The following is a 19,387-nucleotide window of genomic DNA, read 5'->3' on the forward strand; positions in this document are numbered from 1 at the left end:
TATGGAAAGGCCGCTAGCCTCTAGCGTGGCGGCCGGCGAACGGTCGGGCGACTTGGCTCTTCAAGAGCAGTATCGGCCCGCCGGGTGCGAGACGCGCTGAGACGCGCGCCTCATAACTTCATCAGAAGCTCAGGCCGCCTTCGCGGGCGCCGTCGGCCAGAGCCTTGACGCGACCGTGAAAGATGAAGGCGCCGCGATCGAACACGACTTCCTTGACGCCGGCCTTGGTGGCGCGCTCGGCGACGAGCTTGCCAACGGCTTCGGCAGCCGCGCGGTCAGCGCCCGTCTTGAGATCGCCACGCAGCGAAGCGTCGAGCGTCGATGCGGCGGCCAGCGTACGGCCGGCGGCGTCATCGATGATCTGGGCATAGATGTTCTTCGAAGAACGATGGACCGACAGACGCGGACGGCCGTTTGCGACCTTCTTGACCTGGCGGCGCACGCGGCTGGCGCGGCGTGCAATGGTTTCTTTCCTGCTAGCCATAACGCGTGATCCTTACTTCTTCTTGCCTTCCTTGCGGACGATGCGCTCTTCCGCGTATTTCACGCCCTTGCCCTTGTAGGGCTCGGGACCGCGATATTCGCGAATGTTCGCAGCGACCTGGCCGACGACTTGCTTGTCGATGCCGGTGACGGTGATTTCCGTCGGCTTCGGGCAAGCGAGCGTGATGCCTTCCGGCGGCTGATACACAACTTCGTGGGAGAAGCCGAGCGAGAGCTGCAGGTTCTTGCCCTGCATCGCCGCGCGGTAACCAACGCCGTTGATCTCGAGCTTGCGCTCGTAACCGTCGGTGACGCCCTTCATGATGTTTTCAACCATGGTCCGGGACATGCCCCACTTGGAGCGGGCTTCCTTGGACTGGTTGATCGGGGAAACGACGATCGCGCCGTCTTCCATTGCAACGCTGACTTCGTCATTGGCGACGAAGAACAGTTCGCCCTTCGGGCCCTTGGCTGTGATCTTCTGGCCGTCCACCGACGCAGTCACACCCTTGGGAACCTGAACGGGCTTTTTACCGATACGAGACATTTGTTTTACCTGTCTGTTTCGCTAGGAGGATCTGCGCGATCTTAGAAGATCGAGCAGAGAACCTCGCCACCAACATTCTGTTCGCGCGCCTGATGATCAGCCATCACACCCTTGGGGGTGGAGAGGATCGTGATACCCAGACCGTTTGCGACCTGCGGAATGGACTTGACCGAGACATAGACCCGGCGGCCCGGCTTGGAAACGCGGGCGATCTCGCGGATCACGGACGCGTTTTCATAATACTTCAGCTCGATTTCGATCTCGGACTTGCCGTTGTCGAAGTCGGTCTGGGTGTAACCGCGGATGTAGCCTTCAGCCTGCAGAACGTCGAGAACGCGGGCGCGCAGCTTGGAAGCCGGCGTGGTCACGGACGTCTTGCGGCGCGAGGCGCCGTTGCGGATACGGGTGAGCATATCGCCCAGGGGATCGGACATTGCCATGAGGCGCCTCCTTACCAGCTCGACTTGACAATACCGGGCACTTTGCCGGTGTTGCCAAGGTCACGAAGTGCGATACGGGACATGCCCAGCTTGCGGTAATACGCACGCGGGCGGCCTGACACTTGGCAACGGTTGCGGATGCGCGTCTTGGAGCCGTCGCGCGGCATATCGGCAAGCTTCAGGGTCGCGCGGAAGCGCTCCTCGATCGGAAGCTTCTGGTCCTTGATGATCGCCTTCAGCGCGGCACGCTTTTCAGCATCCCGGGCAACCGTCTCGCGGCGGCGCTTGTTCTTTTCGACTGCGCTTGTCTTCGCCATGTCGTTGTTCCTTTTCTACGCTCGTCGTTACGGTTACTTGCGGAACGGGAAGTTGAACGCCGTCAAAAGCGCCCGTGCTTCATCGTCCTTGGTAGCCGTCGTGCAAACGATAATATCCATGCCCCACATCTGATCGACCTTGTCGTATTCGATCTCAGGAAACACGATGTGCTCCTTGACGCCCATGGCGAAGTTGCCACGCCCGTCAAAGCTCTTCGGATTGAGGCCCCGGAAGTCGCGAACGCGCGGAAGCGCGATGTTGATGAGGCGATCAACGAATTCATACATGCGGTTGCCGCGCAGCGTCACCTTGGCGCCGATCGGCATGCCTTCGCGGACCTTGAAGCCGGCGATGGAGTTGCGAGCGTGGGTGACGATCGCCTTCTGACCGGCAATCGCGGCCAGATCCGCGGCAGCGTTGGCGGGCTTCTTGCTGTCGCCAACCGCTTCGCCGACGCCCATGTTGATCACGACCTTGTCCAGGCGCGGGATCATCATGCCGTTGGCGTAGGAGAACTGCTCCTGCATCTGCGGGCGGATCTTTTCGAGGTAGACCGTCTTCAGACGCGGCTCATACTTTGCTTCAGCCATCGATCACTTCTCCCGAACGCTTTGCATAGCGGACCTTCTTGTCACCCTCGACCTTGAAACCGACGCGGGTCGGCTTGCCGTCCTTGGGATCGGCAACAGCGAGGTTCGACAGATGGATCGGCGCTTCCTTGGCGATGATGCCGGCTTCGGTGGTCTGCGTCTGGCGCTGGTGGCGACGCACGACATTGATGCCGGAAACGACGGCGCGGTCATCCTTCGGGGAAACCGCGACCACTTCACCGGTGCGACCCTTGTCCTTGCCGGCGATGACGACGACCTTGTCGCCCTTCTTGATTCTCTGCATTTTCCGCGCTCCCTTACAGAACTTCAGGAGCCAGGGAAATGATCTTCATATGGCTCTTGGCGCGCAGCTCGCGCGGCACTGGCCCGAAGATACGCGTACCAATCGGCTCTTTGTTGTTGTTGATCAAAACGGCGGCATTGCCGTCGAAACGGATGACCGAGCCGTCAGCGCGGCGGATGTCCTTCGCCGTGCGCACGACGACGGCCTTCATCACATCGCCCTTCTTGACGCGTCCACGCGGAACAGCCTCTTTCACGGACACGACGATGATATCGCCGACCGAGGCATATTTACGCTTGGAGCCGCCCAGAACCTTGATGCACATGACACGACGCGCGCCGGAATTATCCGCCACGTCGAGGTTTGTTTGCATCTGAATCATATCAGGTCGCCTTCTTGTTGTTACCGGCCCGGTTGGGAACACCCCCTAGACCAGCTTAATCGACACGTATCGAAGCGCCCGCCTGCCCCTATCCCGGAGCCTGCGGCCGCTCAAATTCCCTACCCGGCCCATCGCGCCGCCTTTCAGGCAACACGAGGTCAAGAGCCGGAGCGTCTTGGTGTAGCGTCTTTCAGGATGCCATGCGGATCGAGGATCCGGCCCAAACCTGGGCAGCGCCCTTACGGAAAAGGCCGCCCGTTGCCGGACGCCCTTTGCACATCTGCCGTGCTACATACAGAAATTTCGCCAAAGCGCAAGGGCTCGGGCCAAATACTGCCGGTATTTCCCGATCAAGCGTCGGCGGAAACGGTGGAAACCACCTTCCAGCGCTTGTCTTTGGAAACCGGAGCGCATTCTTCGATGAATACGGTGTCCCCGGTCTTGTACTGGTTCTCGGCGTCGTGCGCCTTGTACTTCTTCGAGCGGCGTACGGTCTTCTGGAGAAGCGGGTGGGCGAAACGACGCTCAACCCGGACGACGACCGTTTTATCGTTCTTGTCGCTAACGACAACGCCTTGCAGGATGCGTTTAGGCATTTTCTTGTCGGTCCCTTACGTTCAGGCCTTGGAGGCCGAAGCCTTCTGGCTTGCGATTGTCTTTACACGCGCGATGTCGCGACGAACCTGCTTGATGCGGCCCGTCTGCTCCAGCTGGCCGGTCGCCTTCTGGAAGCGCAGGTTGAACTGCTCCTTCTTCAGCTTGGCGAGTTCGTCCTTGAGCTGGTCTTCGCTCATGGCGTGTACGTCAGAGGTTTTCATCAGTACCACTCCTTATTCGGCGATGCGCTGGATGAAGCGCGTCTTGACCGAAAGCTTGGCAGCGCCGAGACGCAGGGCTTCGCGGGCAATGTCTTCGCTCACGCCGTCGATTTCGAACATGATCCGGCCGGGCTTGACCTTGGCTGCCCAATAGTCGACGCCGCCCTTACCTTTACCCATACGCACTTCGGTCGGCTTCGAGGTGACCGGAACGTCGGGGAAAATACGGATCCATACACGGCCCGCACGCTTCATGTGACGGGTGATCGCGCGGCGGGCCGCCTCGATCTCGCGTGCGTTGACGCGGTTGGGTTCCTGCGCCTTCAGCCCATATTCACCGAAAGCCAGGTCGCTGCCGCCCTTGGCAACGCCATGGATGCGGCCCTTGAACTGCTTGCGGTACTTTGTACGCTTTGGCTGCAACATTTTCTTTTATCTCCGAACTTCGCCGAACGCCTGAAATCAGGCGTTCTCGCGGCGGCGATTGTTGCCGCTGTTACCCTTGTTGTCGCCTTCGGTCGCGCGACGCTCGGAGGCCATCGGATCGTGCTCAAGGATTTCGCCCTTGAAGATCCAGACCTTGATGCCGCAGATGCCGTATGCGGTTTCAGCTTCGGCCGTGCCGTAGTCGATGTCGGCGCGCAGCGTGTGAAGCGGAACGCGGCCTTCGCGATACCATTCGGTACGCGCGATTTCCGCGCCGCCGAGACGGCCGCCGCAAACGATACGGATGCCTTCGGCGCCCATGCGCATCGCGGTCTGAACCGAACGCTTCATGGCGCGGCGGAACGCGATACGGCGCTCGAGCTGCTGAGCGATCGACTGTGCAACCAGCGTGGCGTCGGTTTCCGGCTTGCGCACTTCAACGATGTTGAGGTGCATTTCCGAATCCGTCATCGTGCCAAGCTTGCGGCGCAGCTTTTCGATATCAGCGCCCTTCTTGCCGATGATCAGGCCCGGACGCGCCGAGTGGATCGTCACGCGGCACTTCTTGTGCGGACGCTCGATCACGACCTTGGAAACGCCAGCCTGCTTCAGTTCCTTCTGAATATAGCTGCGGATCTTCAGGTCTTCATGAAGAAGCTTGCCATATTCATGGTTGTCTGCGAACCAGCGGCTGTCCCAGGTGCGGTTGATACCGAGGCGGAAGCCGATCGGATTGATTTTCTGACCCATTATGCGGCCTCCTCTTCGACTTCGCGAACGACGATCGTCAGGTGCGAGAACGGCTTCAGGATGCGCGATGCGCGGCCACGACCACGAACCATGAAGCGCTTCGCGACAATCGACTTGCCGACATAGGCTTCCGCGACGATGAGCTGGTCAGGGTCGAGATCGTGGTTGTTTTCTGCATTCGCGATCGCCGATTCCAGCGTCTTGCGGACCGTCTCGGAAACCCGCTTCTGCGAGAATTCGAGTTCGGCCAGCGCCCGGTCAACCTTCTTGCCGCGGATCATGGCGGCGACGAGGTTGAGCTTCTGCGGGCTGACGCGGATGGTGCGCGTAACGGCCTGCGCCTCATTTTCCTTAAGCCGGCGCGCGGCTTTTGCCTTGCCCATTGTTACTTCCTCTTCGCCTTCTTGTCGGCGCCGTGACCATAATAGGTACGGGTCGGCGCGAATTCGCCGAACTTGTGACCGACCATGTCTTCCGATACCGAAACCGGAATGTGTTTCGAACCATTGTAGACGCCGAAGGTCAGGCCGACGAACTGCGGCATGATCGTGGAGCGACGGCTCCAGATCTTGATCACTTCGTGGCGGCCGCCTTCACGAACCTTCTCAGCCTTCTTGAGAAGATAGCCGTCAACGAACGGTCCCTTCCATACTGAACGAGCCATTTCAGACTACCTCTCTTATTTCTTCTTCTGGTGGCGCGAACGCATGATGAACTTGTCGGTCGACTTGTTCTTGCGCGTACGCTTGCCCTTGGTGGGCTTGCCCCAGGGCGAGACCGGGTGACGACCACCGGAGGTGCGGCCTTCACCACCACCGTGCGGGTGGTCGATCGGGTTCATGACGACGCCGCGAACATGCGGACGCTTGCCCCGCCAGCGCGAACGACCGGCCTTGCCGTCATTCGTGTTGGAGTGATCGGGGTTCGATACAGCGCCGATCGTTGCAAGGCAAGAGCCCGGCACCAGACGCTGTTCGCCGGAGTTGAGCCGCAGGATCGCCATGCCCTGGTCGCGACCGACCAGCTGCACATAGGTGCCTGCCGAACGGGCGATCTGACCGCCCTTGCCCGGCTTCATCTCGACGTTATGCACGATCGAGCCGACCGGGATGTTCTGCAGCGGCATCGCATTGCCGGGCTTCACGTCGATGGCGCTGTCTGCAGCCTGCACCTTGTCGCCGACAGCCAGACGCTGCGGAGCAAGGATGTAGGCCAGTTCGCCATCGGCGTAGTTGATCAGCGCGATGAAGGCCGACCGGTTCGGGTCGTATTCAAGACGCTCGACCGTGCCCTCGACGCCGAACTTGCGACGCTTGAAGTCGATCATGCGATAGGTGCGCTTGTGGCCACCGCCCTGGAAGCGCGCCGTAACGCGACCGTAGTTGTTACGGCCACCCTTCGAAGACAGGCCCTGCGTCAACGCCTTGACGGGCTTGCCCTTGTAAAGCTCCGAACGCTCGACGATTACCAGTTGGCGCTGGCTCGGCGTTGTCGGATTGAATGTTTTCAATGCCATTTTCTCATTCCCTATTGGGTCTTTACCCTAACGGGTCTGTTTCAAACGCCGGTCGTCACGTCCACGGACTGGCCTTCAGCCAGGGTGACGATCGCCTTCTTGACGTCCTTCTGCTTGCCGGAGAAATTCCGGAAGCGCTTGATCTTGCCCTTGCGTACAAGCGTGTTGACCGCCTTGACCTTGACGCCGAAGAGTTCTTCGACGGCGGCCTTGATCTCGGGCTTGCTTGCAGTCTTGGCAACGTTGAACACGACCTGGTTGTTGTCGGAAACAAGGGTCGATTTTTCAGTGATGACCGGCGAAACGATCACGTCGTAATGGCGGATATCGCTCATTTGAACCGCTCCTCCAGAGCTTCGACCGCAGACTTCGACAGCACGAGCTTGCCGCGGCGCAGGATGTCATACACGTTGATGCCCTGAACCGGCAGAACATCGATATTCGGAATGTTGCGGGCCGCCAGCTTGAAGTTGCCGTCCACTTCCGCACCGCCGATGATCAGCGCGTTGTCGAGGCCGAGACCGGTGAACTGCGAAAGCAGCGCCTTGGTCTTGGCTTCCTTGGCAACCAGATCGTCGATGATGATCAGGTCCTCGGACTTCGCCTTGGTCGACAGCGCATGCTTCAGAGCGAGCGCGCGGACCTTTTTCGGCAGATCGTGCGAGTGATCGCGAACGACCGGACCATGGGCAACACCACCGCCGCGGAACTGCGGCGCACGCTTGGCGTGGTGGCGGGCGTTACCGGTGCCCTTCTGCTTGTACATCTTGGCGCCGGTCAGCGACACTTCCGAGCGTCCCTTGACCTTGTGCGAACCCTGACGCTTGGCAGCGAGCTGGTAGCGAACCATGCGGGCGAGGATGTCTTCGCGCGGCTCGAGGCCGAAGATCTCGTCCTTCAGGCTGACTTTGCCGGCGTCCTTGCCCTCAAGTGTTTTAACTGTGAGATCCATTATTCGGCTCCATTGGTTTCAGCCGCACGCAGGCCGGCAGGCCGCGGCGCATTTTCAGGAACACCGGACTTCACGGCATCGCGAACCGTAATCCAGGCGCCCTTCGAACCGGGAACGGCGCCCTTGACTAGGATCAGGCCGCGCTCTTCATCAGTGCGGACAACCTCGAGGTTCTGCGTGGTGACGCGGGTCTGGCCCATGTGACCGGCCATCTTCTTGCCCTTCCAGACCTTGCCCGGGTCCTGGTTGGAACCGGTCGAGCCGTGCGAGCGGTGCGAGACCGAAACGCCGTGGGTGGCGCGAAGGCCGCCGAAGTTGTGGCGCTTCATCGCACCGGCAAAACCCTTACCGATGGTGGTGCCGGTGACGTCGACGAGCTGGCCCGAAACGAAGTGGCTGGCCGTCAGTTCGGCGCCAACATCGAGCAGGTTGTCTTCCGACACGCGGAATTCGACGAGCTTGGCCTTCGGCTCGACGGAGCCGGCGGCAAAGTGCCCGCGCAGCGCCTTCGAGGTGTTCTTGACCTTCGAGCGGCCGGCGCCGAGCTGAACGGCGGTGTAGCCGTTCTTTTCCTTGGTGCGCGTGGAGACGACCTGGCAGCCTTCCATTCGCAAAACTGTTACAGGGATATGCTCTCCTGCGTCTGTGAAGACGCGGGTCATTCCCACCTTCTGTGCTATCACACCTGAACGCATCGGTTCGTTCCTTTTAGAGTTCCGGCCTTCGGCAAAGCCTCCGGCGTGTCTCTTTTTGGGACATCATGCGCGCTTCCATAAAGCGCCCAGCGATTGGTCCCGTTTAATTATCCCTCGCCCTGGAAATCAGAGCTTGATTTCAACGTCCACGCCGGCAGCCAGATCGAGCTTCATCAGCGCGTCAACGGTCTGCGGGGTCGGGTCGACAATGTCGAGCAGGCGCTTGTGGGTGCGCATTTCAAACTGCTCGCGGCTCTTCTTGTCGATATGCGGGCCACGGTTGACCGTGAACTTCTCGATCCGCGTCGGAAGCGGAACCGGACCGCGAACATTGGCGCCCGTGCGCTTGGCCGTCGAAACGATCTCACGCGTGGAGGCATCAAGGATCCGGTGATCAAACGCCTTCAGGCGGATGCGGATATTCTGGCCGTTCATGCGACTCGTCCTTGTCTTGTTCTTATCTCCGCCATCTCTCTTCGATCAGGCGCGTTGCTAACTTGCAGCCCGGGCTTGCCGGCTTTTCAAACATCTGCAGGGGCGGCTGACCCGCCCCTGGCATATTTGCGTCAAGCCCTCAGGGCCAGCCGCTTACTTGATGATCGAGGCGACGATGCCGGCGCCGACGGTACGGCCGCCTTCGCGGATCGCGAAGCGCAGCTTTTCTTCCATCGCGATCGGAACGATCAGCTCGACGTCAACCGTGACGTTGTCGCCCGGCATAACCATTTCCGTGCCTTCCGGCAGCGTGACGACACCGGTCACGTCCGTGGTGCGGAAGTAGAACTGCGGACGATAGTTGGTGAAGAACGGCGTATGACGGCCGCCTTCGTCCTTCGTCAGGATGTAGGCTTCTGCCTTGAACACGGTGTGCGGGGTGACCGAACCGGGCTTGCAGAGGATCTGGCCGCGCTCGACCTGATCGCGCTGGACGCCGCGGATAAGCGCGCCGATGTTGTCGCCGGCCTGGCCCTGGTCGAGCAGCTTGCGGAACATCTCAACGCCGGTAACCGTCGTCTTCTGCGTGTCCTTGATACCGACGATCTCGACTTCCTCGCCAACCTTAACGATGCCGCGCTCGACGCGACCGGTCACGACCGTACCGCGACCCGAGATCGAGAACACGTCTTCGATCGGCATCAGGAAGGGCTGGTCGATCGGACGCTCGGGCGTCGGGATGTAGTCGTCGACGGCGGCCATCAGTTCGCGAACGGCGTCTTCGCCGATCTTCTTGTCCGAATCTTCGAGAGCGGCCAGAGCCGAACCCTTGATGATCGGGATTTCGTCGCCGGGGAACTCGTAAGAGTCGAGCAGCTCGCGGACTTCCATTTCGACGAGCTCGAGCAGCTCTTCGTCATCGACCTGGTCGACCTTGTTCAGGAACACGACGATCGCCGGAACGCCAACCTGACGGGCAAGCAGGATGTGCTCGCGGGTCTGCGGCATCGGGCCGTCGGCGGCGGACACAACCAGGATCGCGCCGTCCATCTGGGCAGCGCCGGTGATCATGTTCTTCACATAGTCGGCGTGGCCGGGGCAGTCGACGTGGGCGTAGTGACGCTTGTCGGTCTCATACTCGACGTGCGCGGTCGAGATGGTGATGCCGCGGGCCTTTTCTTCCGGAGCCGCGTCGATCTGGTCATACGCGCGGAAATCGCCGAAATACTTCGTGATCGCTGCCGTCAGCGACGTCTTGCCATGGTCAACGTGGCCGATCGTGCCGATGTTTACGTGCGGCTTGCTCCGCTCAAACTTTGCTTTTGCCATTTTAAGGCTCCTATTCCTGTCGAACCCGCGAAGGGGTCAATCTCATTATCTTTGAGGCCGTGCTCCGGTCACTTCTGACCGGAGTATTTCGCCTGAATTTCCTGTGCCACATTCGAAGGCACCGGCGCATTGTGGTCGAAGACCATCGAATACTGGGCGCGGCCCTGCGACATCGAGCGCAGCGTGTCGACATATTTGAACATGTTGGCGAGCGGAACCTGGGCTTCGATCACCGTCGCGTTGCCGCGCGGTTCCTGACCCTGGATCTGACCGCGACGGGAGTTCAGGTCGCCGATGACATCGCCGACGTAATCTTCAGGCGTCACGACCTCGACCTTCATGATCGGCTCGAGAAGCTGGGCGCCAGCCTTGCGGGCTGCTTCGCGGAAGCAGGCGCGCGATGCGATTTCGAAGGCGAGAACCGACGAGTCGACATCATGGTAGGCACCGTCAACCAGCGTGGCCTTGATGCCGAGCATCGGGAAGCCTGCCAGCGGACCGGAGGACAGAACGCTTTCGATACCCTTCTGAACGCCAGGAATATATTCCTTCGGAACGGAACCGCCGACGATCTTGGATTCGAATACGAAATCCTCGCCATCCGGATTGGGTTCGAAAATAATCTTGACGCGCGCGAACTGACCCGAACCACCCGACTGCTTCTTGTGGGTGTAGTCTTCCTCGTGAGCCTGCGTGATCGTTTCGCGGTAGGCCACCTGCGGCGCGCCGACATTGGCCTCGACCTTGAACTCGCGCTTCATGCGGTCGACGAGGATGTCGAGGTGAAGCTCGCCCATGCCGGCGATGATGGTCTGACCGGACTCTTCGTCAGTGGCAACCCGGAAGGACGGATCCTCGGCGGCCAGACGGTTGAGGGCGAGACCCATCTTTTCCTGATCGGCCTTGGTCTTCGGCTCGATCGCGATCCGGATAACCGGCTCGGGGAACTCCATCCGCTCCAGGATAACAGGCTTCAGCGGATCGCAGAGCGTGTCACCGGTGGTGGTCTCCTTGAGGCCGGCAAGCGCGACGATATCGCCGGCATAAGCCACGTCAATGTCCGAACGGGAGTTCGAGTGCATCTGCAGCATGCGGCCGACGCGCTCGCGCTTTTCCTTGACCGTGTTCATAACGCCCGATCCCTTTTCGATCGTGCCGGAATAGACACGGCAGAAGGTCAGCGAACCGACGAAGGGGTCGTTCATGATCTTGAACGCCAGCATCGACAGCGGCTCGTTGTCATCGGCCTTACGCGAGATTTCGGCCTCGGTCTTGACGTCGATACCCTTGATCGCGGGAATTTCGACCGGCGACGGCAGGAAGTCGACAACAGCGTCGAGCAGCGGCTGAACGCCCTTGTTCTTGAACGCCGAGCCGCACAGCATCGGGAAGAACTCGACGTTGATCGTACCCTTGCGGATGAGTTCGCGGATCTTGTCGTTATCGGGCATATTGCCTTCGAGGTAAGCCTCCATGGCTTCCTCGTCGATATCGACGATCGTCTCGATCATCAGCTCGCGGTACTCTTCGGCCTTGTCCTTCATGTCAGCCGGGATGTCGGTGACGTCCCACTGAGCACCAAGATGCTCGCCATCCCAGACCAGAGCCTTCATCTCGATCAGGTCGATCACGCCGGCGAAGTCGTTTTCAGCGCCGATCGGCAGCTGGATGACAACCGGGGTCGCGCCGAGACGGGACTTCACCATGGAGACCGAGCGATAGAAGTCGGCGCCGATCTTGTCCATCTTGTTGCAGAAGATCATCCGCGGAACGTTGTACTTGTCAGCCTGACGCCAGACGGTTTCCGTCTGCGGCTCAACACCGGCATTGGCGTCGAGAAGGGCGACAGCACCGTCAAGCACGCGCAGCGAACGCTCGACTTCGATGGTGAAGTCAACGTGGCCGGGGGTGTCGATGATGTTGAAGCGGCGCTTCTTGCCGTCGCGACCTTCCCAGAAGGTGGTCGTCGCAGCGGACGTGATCGTGATGCCGCGCTCCTGCTCCTGCTCCATCCAGTCCATGGTAGCAGCACCGTCGTGGACTTCACCGATCTTATGAGACTTGCCGGTATAAAACAGGATGCGCTCGGTCGTCGTGGTCTTGCCAGCGTCGATATGCGCCATGATCCCGAAATTGCGGTAGTCTTCGATTTTGTAGTCGCGAGCCATGATATCAGGCCTTCCTCGGTGTTCTAATTACCAGCGGTAATGCGAGAATGCGCGGTTGGCATCGGCCATCTTGTGCGTGTCTTCACGCTTCTTGACGGCGGAGCCGCGATTGCTCGAAGCATCCATGAGCTCGCCGGACAGGCGCTCGATCATGGTGGTTTCGTTGCGCTTGCGCGCGGCAGCAATCAACCAGCGGATGGCAAGCGCCTGGCGGCGCTCGGGACGGACGTCGACGGGAACCTGGTAGGTAGCACCGCCAACACGACGGGAGCGAACCTCAACGTGCGGAGCAACGTTGTCGAGGGCCTGATGGAAAACCTCAACCGGGTTCTGCTTCAGCTTGCCTTCGACAGCGTCGAGCGCGCCGTAGACGATCGATTCGGCGACCGACTTCTTGCCGTGCAGCATGACGGCATTCATGAACTTGGTGATCACCAGATCGCCGAACTTGGGATCCGGGTTGATCTCACGCTTTTCTGCACTGTGGCGTCGTGACATGTTCTTTGTCTCTCAACAGTTGCGGCGCTTAAAACGCGGAGAACCTCGCGCAGCGCCAGAGAAATGAAAACCGAATTACTTCGGACGCTTCGCACCGTACTTCGAACGACGCTGCTTACGATTCTTGACGCCCTGGGTATCGAGCACGCCACGGATGATGTGGTAACGCACGCCCGGCAAGTCCTTCACGCGGCCGCCGCGGATCATAACGACGGAGTGTTCCTGCAGGTTGTGGCCTTCGCCCGGGATATAGCCAATGACTTCAAAGCCGTTGGTCAGGCGGATCTTGGCAACCTTACGAAGCGCCGAGTTCGGCTTCTTCGGCGTCGTGGTGTAGACGCGGGTGCAAACGCCGCGCTTCTGCGGGTTCTGCTCCAGAGCCGGAACCTTATTCCGCTTCACCTGGGGCTGACGCGGCTTGCGGATCAATTGGTTTACGGTAGGCATTCAACCATCCCTTGATTTCGTGTCTCATCGCCCTTCTGGGGCATATTCCATGCCGTTTCCGGCGATAAAGAAGCACATCAAGCGCTATATGCGCACAAGCACGGCCCAAGCCGCCTTTCCGGCGGATGGACCTAAAAGCAGAGGACACAGGCGCTTTGCCGCGTCATGCGTGCAGCATTTGATCTTCAACGTGCTGTATAGAACCTAGTCTGAGGTGAACTCCGGGACATTTGGCTTCCCGAACGGCCAGACCTCACATGGGTTCCGTTGGCGCGGACATACTCGGTTCCCCGGCCACCGTCAAGCCTGAAGCCCGGAATTTCTTTACCAAAACCCTTAAGGGTCGGCGGTTTGCGGGCCATTCTCACTGAGGCGGCAAGTTTTGGCAACAAGCGGACCGCCCGACGCAATAAAATGACTCGCCGCTCATGACGCCCGCCCGTCGAGGTCGATCATGCGCGTGACGCCGATTCTCTCAAGGAACGTCGCGTCGTGGCTGACCACTAGGATCGCCCCGTCATAGGCGTTGAGTCCCGCCTCCAGCGTGGCGAGGCTCTCGAGGTCGAGATGGTTGATCGGCTCGTCGAGAATCAGCAGTTCCATCGGCCGGGTGCCGCCGATCGCGACGGCGAGCCCCGCCCGCAATCGCTCGCCGCCGCTCAGCGTCGATACCATCCGCAAGGCGGCATCGGCACGGAACCGAAATCGCGCCAACGCGGCCCGGCAGGCATTCTCGTCGTCATCGGGATTGAGACGGCGGAAATTGTCGCGCACGGTCTGGTCCGGATCAAGCAGCGACACCGTCTGGTCGAACAGCGCATGGGTCACATGGATTGCGGCGCTGCCGCCAAGCGGAGCGAGCCTGCCGGTCAGGACGCGGATCAGCGTCGACTTGCCTGCCCCGTTGCGACCGACAATCGCCACCCGTTCGGGACCCGTCATCTCGAAGGAAAGATCGCGAAACAGGGGTTGCTCCGGACGGTAGCTGCCGGTAAGACGGTCCGCCGTGGCGACCCGCCTGCCCGAGGCAAGCCCCGAACGCGCAAGCATCACCGTGAACGGCGCGACCACCTCGACCCTGGCCCGGGCGTTCGCCAGTTCCGCCGCCGCCTCCTGCTGCTGGCGTTCGGACAGCGCCTTGTCGCGCGCGCCGGTCCGTTCCGCCTGCGCCTTCATCCCGTCGAGCACCATTTTCGGCTGGTCGCGACGGTCGCGCAGCCGGCGTCCCTTGGCATCGCGCCGCGCCTTGCGCTCGGAGCGTTCGCGCACGGTGCGTGCCGCCTTGCGCACATCCTTTGCGGCATCGCGGAGTTCGTGCTCCAGCGCCAGCCGCTCGGCCTCCTTCTCCGCCGCGTAGAAGCTGAAATTGCCGCCATAGCGCGTCATGCCGAGCGATGTCAGTTCGACGATCGAATCCATATGCTCCAGAAGCGCGCGGTCATGGCTGACCACCAGCGCGCCGCCGCGAAAATCCCCGAGGAAGCGGAGAAGGGCTTCCCGCCCGGGGGCATCGAGATTGTTGGTGGGTTCGTCGAGCAGGATGAAGTCCGGCGTTTCGAAAGCCAGCGCCGCCAGCCGGGCGCGGGTGACCTCGCCGCCGGAAAGCCGCCCCAGAGGTGTTGAAAGCGGCGCTGCCAGATCCAGCCGGGCAAGCGCGGCAACCGCCCTCTCCTCCGCTGTCCAGTCGATCGCGGCAAGCGTTTCGGCATCGGCCTCGCCGCGCTCCGCCCGTTCGATCGCCGCCAGCATGGCATCGATGCCGAAGAGCGTGGCCAGGGTCTCGCCCTCGCCCGCAGAAACCGCCTGATCGAGCACGGCGATCCGACCGACGACCTCAACGCTGCCGGAGGACGGCGTCAGCGCGCCGGCGATGAGCTTGAGCAGTGTCGTCTTGCCAACGCCGTTGCGGCCGACGAAGCCCGTCAGCCCGGCGCTGAAAACCGCGGAAATGTCTTTGAAAAGCGTGTGGCCGTCAGCAGTGCTGTAGGACAGGCCGGAAAGCGTGATGGACGCATGCATGGATGGAATTCTCCCTCGAAGCCAGAATCAGTGCTGTCTTGAGGTGATAAATCATCGTCCCGCGCATCCTTGTCGTTTGCTACCGCCTCTATCTATGCCATCCCTGCGGTCGTTTCAAGATCGCCAATGGCCGCTCGCCGCATCAGGAAACCGGTCCGCTTCCAAGGGTAAACTGGCCGAAATTCGGAAATGCCGACGAGGCGGTATTGCCGTCGTGGGCGAGAGGCTCCGTGATATCCATCTCGCTCTGGAACAGCGCCCAATTATCGGTCGCAAGCATCTGCTCGGTGCCGGACCAGCCGGTCGAGCCCGCAAGCCAGATCAGTTCCGCATGGCCTGCGCCGACCACGGCGGAGGCCACGGTTCCGGAGCCATAAACCCCGAGCCGGTATGCGCCCTTCAGCGCCTTGGAAACGGCGGCGAAATAGGATTCCACGGTCTGGAGATCGGCGCTCTCATAATAGTCATAGTCCACGGAGAAATAGATCGCGGAGCCATGCGGCTGGCCGATCGCGGCCGCAAGTTTCAGCGCCTGCGCGGCATCGCGGCTTCCGTTTGCAGGGTCGAGATCGCCGATCTTTCCGTCCGCGCCGCCGGTCTGCTCGAACACGACCGCCATCGTGAGGCCGGCTGCGGCAAGGGCGCTGGCCTCGGCCGGCTGAAACTGCTTCTGCGGCAGGGACGAGGAATCCTCGAGATTGTAATAGCGGATGACGGTCTCGACGCCGCCGCTTTTCAGTTGGGGAATATAGGCCGTCGTGTCCCACGGCGTATCAATGATCCTGTACATAGCGCTCCATCCTCGCCAAACTCGATTACACAACCTATGGTATAGTAAATATCGAACGGCAACCAGATGGAAAATCTATGGTCGCTTTCAAGGCCCGGATCGCGATATCATGCGACGAAGCAGGCTCCGCGCCACACCGTAAAACGCCCCTTATTCCCGGCAAATACTGATGCGGATCGGGAGCGACATCACAGAAAGGCCCGACATGATTGCCATACCCGGCTACACCAGCGACGGCGAGCGCATGGTCTTCATCATCACCGGCAAGGTCTACCACGAGTGGAATGGCGATACCGAGGTCCATGTCCTGATCGCCGCGCCGGACGAGGACACCGCCGTGCGCAACACGCTGAACGCGCTGGCAAACGAGGGCTACTCGGAGGCCGACCTTGACCAGATCGGCATGATTTCCGAAATCCCCGACGAAGAGCCCCACGCGTCAGCCTATCAGACGGCGCTCGAAGGCGAAGTGGCGATCGTGAAGCTCGGCGGCAGCGCAGACGGCGGCTTCTGAAACTGGCGCTCGGACGCTTTCAATGGATATTCGCGAGCAAGACAACGCCAGAATGCCGCTCAGCCGGCGCTCTCGCTCGGCGATGGCGTCCATGCATGATGGTTGGCCGGAAAGGCGCGTGAGAACTGTCGGGCGGGCATCGGCCGGCCGATCAGGAACCCTTGAATGCAGATGTCGGGATAGATGGCAACGAGATGGTCGGCCTGGCCTTTGGTTTCCACGCCCTCGCAGATCAGGGTCACCTCGAGCACCGCGGCAAGCTCACAGACCTTGCTGACGATCACCGCGCCGATCGCCTGCTGATCGAGCGCCTGGGTGAACATCCGGTCGATCTTGATGCCCGCGATCGGCATGCGGGCGATATAGGCAAGGTTCGAATAGCCGGTGCCGAAATCGTCGATGAGGATGCGATAGCCGCGTCTGCTGAAAGCCGCCATCGCCTGGGTCAGGCTGTCCTGGCTCGCCGTCGAACGCTCCGTCAGTTCCAGCGCGACCTGACCGGCGGAAAGCCCGTGGGACCGGGTTTCGGTCTCGAGAAAATCCAGAAACTCCAGGCTCAGTATGTCCTCGGAGGCAACATTGATGCTGACATAGAAATCCGGATCGGCGGCAAAATGCGCCGCCATGTCGGTGAATGCCCGCCTGACGACGCTGCGGGTGATCTGCCCGATGAACCCGCAGGTCTCCGCCGCGGGAATGAAATGATCGGGCGGGATCAACGTCCCGTCGAAATCGACCAGCCGCGCAAGGGCCTCCGCCCCGCATATTCTATTGTCGGAAAGCCTGACGATCGGCTGATAATGCACCGTCAGCCGATCGTCGTTCAGCGCCCGCTCCAGCTTCTGGCGCCATGACCGGCCTTCACGATAGAGATGCGCGTGCCAGAGCCCGAGACACGCGCCCGCCGAAACACCGCCGGCCAGGACAAGCAGGAAATCAAGCGGCGCCGTCTTCAAAAGGGCGGGCGCGTCATAGGTGGCGACGACGCAGACATCGATCTTGTCATTGCAGCGCGAATAGACCCTTCGCTGCGCAATGCGATACCAATCACTATTACTTCCGAGCAAAGGCGCGAGCCCTTCGGTATCGCCGAAGGATTGATAGCTGTAGCTGGCATCGCTGGTCAGCACCAGGGCGGCCAGGCGCTCGGCGGGGTCTTCGTAGCGCGCGAAGGCGGTGGGCGCCGTCATCACGACGCTGTTGCCGAAGGAAGACATATCGACCGCAAGGCCAGCCGGCGCGATGCCCCTGGCGCCCTTCCAGAGCGTGGCCGCGTTGACGCCCACGACCTGCGAACGCGGCGGCATCTTCACCGGCGTTGCCAGTTCGCCCCATATGCCGGTACAGACCAGGTACCCGTCCCTCAAACGACCGACGTCGGTAAGATACGGAGCGGCGAAAACGACGCCGCGCATCGCCTCCAGGTCCTCTGCGGAACAGGGCGCATTGTCAGATCGGTCGAGGGTGCGCAATACCGTCAGACTGGTTTCGGCGACGGAGACCGCGTTTTGAAAGACATCGGAGCCATAATAGTCGACATATTCGTCGGCGCTATGGTTGCGGATGAACTCGGCGATCACCAGCGAACATATCCCGCCCAGAAAGACCCAGACAAGACAGATGATCCAGATACTCCGTCTACCCGCCTCCATAGCGCTTCCTTTCCGCCGCCGCGCTAATCAGGGGACCTTTTGGCTCTCCCCTTCTGAAGCGCAAATCGCCCCGCAATCGCTCCCAGATCGACCGCCGACGACAAGACCGCGTAACCAGCAAATGTTATCGCTAGCATTTTAGCAGTAAATGTCAAAGACCGCCGAAAGTCGGTATCCTCTTACACAAAAGCGTGAAAACGCTTGGCCGGAAGCCGAAGCTGGTGCCTGTTCGCCCGGCTGCGGCTCGCTTTGCGGGTTTATCGCGGAGGTCATTGGCGGTCGCCTCGTCGGCGCGGGAGGTCTTTCGGCGGGCGTCGACGATGAGGTCGTCGCGGGACGCGCCGCGACGACCATCCATGTCATGAACATGGCGACCCGTACCGGCTTTGTTATCAGAACGCATGAAGCGCTCCATTCTTCCATGCGAAGCGAAGGCATGAAATCACCTGATCGCCGCTCGCTCCGCAACCACTTCAGTCTGTGCGTCCGCCGTTGTTTTGGCTAACGATATTTCAGTAGGACCCAAAAATGGTCCAGCCGCACCGTAAACGAGGGAAGCGGAGGAATAGCGGTAACAGGCCGGAGCCAGAATGTTTCCTACCGGCTGAAGGCCGAACGCATCAGACCGAAACCGGCCATGGCGAACAGACCGGCCACCGCGCCTTCGATGGCGCGCCTGAACCGCTGATATCCCGCCATCGCGCCCGGCAGCGAAAACACCAGGGCATAAAGCATGTAATTGACGAGCCCGAGGATCATGCAAAATCCCGTGGCGATAATCATCGGCTGCCCGCCGGACTCCGCGCCAATGGAAAGCGCCGCCATCCACGCCAGCACTGCCTTGGGATTCGAGAGGTTGAGGACAAGTCCGCGGCGAAACCAACGCCCGTCCACGGCCGTTTTCCCGCCAGTTTCAACGCCTGCTTTTGCCGCCGCGCGCGCCGACTGAAAGGCAAGGTAAAGCAGATAGGCCCCGCCGAGCACTTTAAGCACACTCAGGAAATATACCGATCCCTGAAGCATCGCACCCATTCCCGTCGCAGCGATAACGCCCCAGAATGAAAGCCCCGCAGCAAGACCGGCGCCGAAAACAAGCCCCGCGGCTCTGCCAAACCGCATCGCAATCGTCGCGACGGCGATATTGGCCGGACCGGGCGAGACGGCAACGACAAAGAATGCCAGCGCGATGGCGAGAATACCGGACAGATGGGCCATGGACGTGGTCCCCGCTACGTTTGAAAAACAGGTTACGCGCGTTGGCAACGCGTCGCAAGCTTGTCTGGCGACAGAGCGCTTCACAACAGAAAAGCCGCC

At 60.9% G+C, this 19,387-nt stretch carries 28 protein-coding genes; 2 read left to right on the plus strand and 26 right to left on the minus strand.

Annotated features, from left to right (window positions below):
• Nucleotides 1–121: 121 nt before the first annotated feature.
• The 24 genes from rplR to Mame_RS19975 form a co-directional block, all read right to left on the minus strand.
• Nucleotides 122–484, minus strand: a complete 363-nt coding sequence (rplR, locus tag Mame_RS19860) for a 50S ribosomal protein L18 (RefSeq protein WP_026173610.1) — start codon at nucleotides 482–484, stop codon at nucleotides 122–124.
• A 12-nt stretch (nucleotides 485–496) separates the two neighbouring features.
• Complete coding sequence (gene rplF, locus Mame_RS19865; RefSeq protein ID WP_026173611.1) at nucleotides 497–1,030, minus strand: 50S ribosomal protein L6; 534 nt, start codon at nucleotides 1,028–1,030, stop codon at nucleotides 497–499.
• A gap of 41 nt (nucleotides 1,031–1,071) precedes the next feature.
• Nucleotides 1,072–1,470 (minus strand): 30S ribosomal protein S8, encoded by a 399-nt coding sequence (gene rpsH, locus Mame_RS19870; protein WP_018065599.1) that lies wholly within the window; start codon nucleotides 1,468–1,470, stop codon nucleotides 1,072–1,074.
• Between the two features lie 11 nt (nucleotides 1,471–1,481).
• Nucleotides 1,482–1,787 (minus strand): 30S ribosomal protein S14, encoded by a 306-nt coding sequence (gene rpsN / locus Mame_RS19875; RefSeq protein ID WP_018065600.1) that lies wholly within the window; start codon nucleotides 1,785–1,787, stop codon nucleotides 1,482–1,484.
• A 33-nt stretch (nucleotides 1,788–1,820) separates the two neighbouring features.
• Nucleotides 1,821–2,378 carry a 50S ribosomal protein L5 gene (gene rplE / locus Mame_RS19880; protein WP_018065601.1) on the minus strand — a complete coding sequence of 186 codons (558 nt, stop codon included), beginning with the start codon at nucleotides 2,376–2,378 and terminating at the stop codon, nucleotides 1,821–1,823.
• Nucleotides 2,371–2,682, minus strand: coding sequence for a 50S ribosomal protein L24 (rplX, locus tag Mame_RS19885; RefSeq protein WP_018065602.1), 312 nt, complete (start codon nucleotides 2,680–2,682; stop codon nucleotides 2,371–2,373). The genes rplE and rplX overlap by 8 nt, the downstream gene beginning before the upstream one ends.
• 13 nt (nucleotides 2,683–2,695) lie before the next feature.
• Complete coding sequence (gene rplN / locus Mame_RS19890) at nucleotides 2,696–3,064, minus strand: 50S ribosomal protein L14 (protein ID WP_018065603.1); 369 nt, start codon at nucleotides 3,062–3,064, stop codon at nucleotides 2,696–2,698.
• 350 nt (nucleotides 3,065–3,414) lie between these two features.
• Nucleotides 3,415–3,660: a 30S ribosomal protein S17 gene (gene rpsQ / locus Mame_RS19895; protein WP_018065604.1), complete on the minus strand. Its 246-nt coding sequence runs from the start codon at nucleotides 3,658–3,660 to the stop codon at nucleotides 3,415–3,417.
• Nucleotides 3,661–3,681: 21 nt separating this feature from the next.
• Nucleotides 3,682–3,882, minus strand: a complete 201-nt coding sequence (rpmC, locus tag Mame_RS19900) for a 50S ribosomal protein L29 (RefSeq protein WP_026173612.1) — start codon at nucleotides 3,880–3,882, stop codon at nucleotides 3,682–3,684.
• 12 nt (nucleotides 3,883–3,894) lie between these two features.
• Nucleotides 3,895–4,308 carry a 50S ribosomal protein L16 gene (rplP, locus tag Mame_RS19905; protein WP_018065606.1) on the minus strand — a complete coding sequence of 138 codons (414 nt, stop codon included), beginning with the start codon at nucleotides 4,306–4,308 and terminating at the stop codon, nucleotides 3,895–3,897.
• Nucleotides 4,309–4,344: 36 nt separating this feature from the next.
• Nucleotides 4,345–5,058 (minus strand): 30S ribosomal protein S3, encoded by a 714-nt coding sequence (gene rpsC, locus Mame_RS19910; protein WP_018065607.1) that lies wholly within the window; start codon nucleotides 5,056–5,058, stop codon nucleotides 4,345–4,347.
• On the minus strand, nucleotides 5,058–5,441 hold the full coding sequence (rplV, locus tag Mame_RS19915) for a 50S ribosomal protein L22 (protein ID WP_018065608.1): 384 nt from the start codon (nucleotides 5,439–5,441) through the stop codon (nucleotides 5,058–5,060). The genes rpsC and rplV overlap by 1 nt, the downstream gene beginning before the upstream one ends.
• Nucleotides 5,442–5,443: 2 nt before the next feature.
• The gene (gene rpsS / locus Mame_RS19920) at nucleotides 5,444–5,722 is read right to left on the minus strand and encodes a 30S ribosomal protein S19 (RefSeq protein ID WP_018065609.1); all 279 of its coding nucleotides are present in this window, start codon (nucleotides 5,720–5,722) and stop codon (nucleotides 5,444–5,446) included.
• Between the two features lie 15 nt (nucleotides 5,723–5,737).
• The gene (gene rplB / locus Mame_RS19925; RefSeq protein ID WP_018065610.1) at nucleotides 5,738–6,574 is read right to left on the minus strand and encodes a 50S ribosomal protein L2; all 837 of its coding nucleotides are present in this window, start codon (nucleotides 6,572–6,574) and stop codon (nucleotides 5,738–5,740) included.
• A 41-nt stretch (nucleotides 6,575–6,615) separates the two neighbouring features.
• Nucleotides 6,616–6,909, minus strand: coding sequence for a 50S ribosomal protein L23 (locus tag Mame_RS19930; protein WP_018065611.1), 294 nt, complete (start codon nucleotides 6,907–6,909; stop codon nucleotides 6,616–6,618).
• Complete coding sequence (gene rplD, locus Mame_RS19935; RefSeq protein WP_018065612.1) at nucleotides 6,906–7,526, minus strand: 50S ribosomal protein L4; 621 nt, start codon at nucleotides 7,524–7,526, stop codon at nucleotides 6,906–6,908. Before rplD ends, Mame_RS19930 begins: the two co-directional genes overlap by 4 nt.
• Nucleotides 7,526–8,221, minus strand: coding sequence for a 50S ribosomal protein L3 (gene rplC / locus Mame_RS19940; protein ID WP_026173613.1), 696 nt, complete (start codon nucleotides 8,219–8,221; stop codon nucleotides 7,526–7,528). The genes rplD and rplC overlap by 1 nt, the downstream gene beginning before the upstream one ends.
• 126 nt (nucleotides 8,222–8,347) lie before the next feature.
• Nucleotides 8,348–8,656, minus strand: coding sequence for a 30S ribosomal protein S10 (rpsJ, locus tag Mame_RS19945; protein ID WP_018065614.1), 309 nt, complete (start codon nucleotides 8,654–8,656; stop codon nucleotides 8,348–8,350).
• Between the two features lie 153 nt (nucleotides 8,657–8,809).
• Nucleotides 8,810–9,985, minus strand: coding sequence for an elongation factor Tu (gene tuf, locus Mame_RS19950; protein WP_018063709.1), 1,176 nt, complete (start codon nucleotides 9,983–9,985; stop codon nucleotides 8,810–8,812).
• A gap of 68 nt (nucleotides 9,986–10,053) precedes the next feature.
• Nucleotides 10,054–12,153 (minus strand): elongation factor G, encoded by a 2,100-nt coding sequence (gene fusA / locus Mame_RS19955; RefSeq protein ID WP_018065615.1) that lies wholly within the window; start codon nucleotides 12,151–12,153, stop codon nucleotides 10,054–10,056.
• Between the two features lie 27 nt (nucleotides 12,154–12,180).
• Nucleotides 12,181–12,651 (minus strand): 30S ribosomal protein S7, encoded by a 471-nt coding sequence (gene rpsG / locus Mame_RS19960; protein WP_018065616.1) that lies wholly within the window; start codon nucleotides 12,649–12,651, stop codon nucleotides 12,181–12,183.
• A gap of 75 nt (nucleotides 12,652–12,726) precedes the next feature.
• On the minus strand, nucleotides 12,727–13,098 hold the full coding sequence (rpsL, locus tag Mame_RS19965; RefSeq protein ID WP_018065617.1) for a 30S ribosomal protein S12: 372 nt from the start codon (nucleotides 13,096–13,098) through the stop codon (nucleotides 12,727–12,729).
• Between the two features lie 426 nt (nucleotides 13,099–13,524).
• Nucleotides 13,525–15,117 (minus strand): ABC-F family ATP-binding cassette domain-containing protein, encoded by a 1,593-nt coding sequence (locus Mame_RS19970; RefSeq protein ID WP_018065618.1) that lies wholly within the window; start codon nucleotides 15,115–15,117, stop codon nucleotides 13,525–13,527.
• Nucleotides 15,118–15,259: 142 nt separating this feature from the next.
• Nucleotides 15,260–15,907: a glycoside hydrolase domain-containing protein gene (locus tag Mame_RS19975; RefSeq protein ID WP_018065619.1), complete on the minus strand. Its 648-nt coding sequence runs from the start codon at nucleotides 15,905–15,907 to the stop codon at nucleotides 15,260–15,262.
• A 205-nt stretch (nucleotides 15,908–16,112) separates the two neighbouring features.
• Between Mame_RS19975 and Mame_RS19980 the strand changes: the two genes are divergently transcribed.
• A complete protein-coding gene (locus Mame_RS19980; RefSeq protein ID WP_026173614.1) occupies nucleotides 16,113–16,421 on the plus strand; it encodes a hypothetical protein in 309 nt (102 codons plus the stop codon).
• A 59-nt stretch (nucleotides 16,422–16,480) separates the two neighbouring features.
• Here the strand turns inward: Mame_RS19980 and Mame_RS19985 are convergent, their stop codons facing one another.
• Nucleotides 16,481–18,073 carry an EAL domain-containing protein gene (locus Mame_RS19985; protein ID WP_018065621.1) on the minus strand — a complete coding sequence of 531 codons (1,593 nt, stop codon included), beginning with the start codon at nucleotides 18,071–18,073 and terminating at the stop codon, nucleotides 16,481–16,483.
• Nucleotides 18,074–18,221: 148 nt separating this feature from the next.
• Here Mame_RS19985 and Mame_RS19990 point away from each other — a divergent pair, with 148 nt between their 5' ends.
• Complete coding sequence (locus tag Mame_RS19990) at nucleotides 18,222–18,578, plus strand: hypothetical protein (RefSeq protein WP_018065622.1); 357 nt, start codon at nucleotides 18,222–18,224, stop codon at nucleotides 18,576–18,578.
• A 92-nt stretch (nucleotides 18,579–18,670) separates the two neighbouring features.
• Here Mame_RS19990 and Mame_RS19995 read toward each other — a convergent pair whose 3' ends face one another.
• Complete coding sequence (locus tag Mame_RS19995; protein WP_018065623.1) at nucleotides 18,671–19,288, minus strand: LysE family translocator; 618 nt, start codon at nucleotides 19,286–19,288, stop codon at nucleotides 18,671–18,673.
• Nucleotides 19,289–19,387: the final 99 nt, after the last annotated feature.

Source organism: Martelella mediterranea DSM 17316, assembly GCF_002043005.1.
GTDB lineage: Bacteria > Pseudomonadota > Alphaproteobacteria > Rhizobiales > Rhizobiaceae > Martelella > Martelella mediterranea.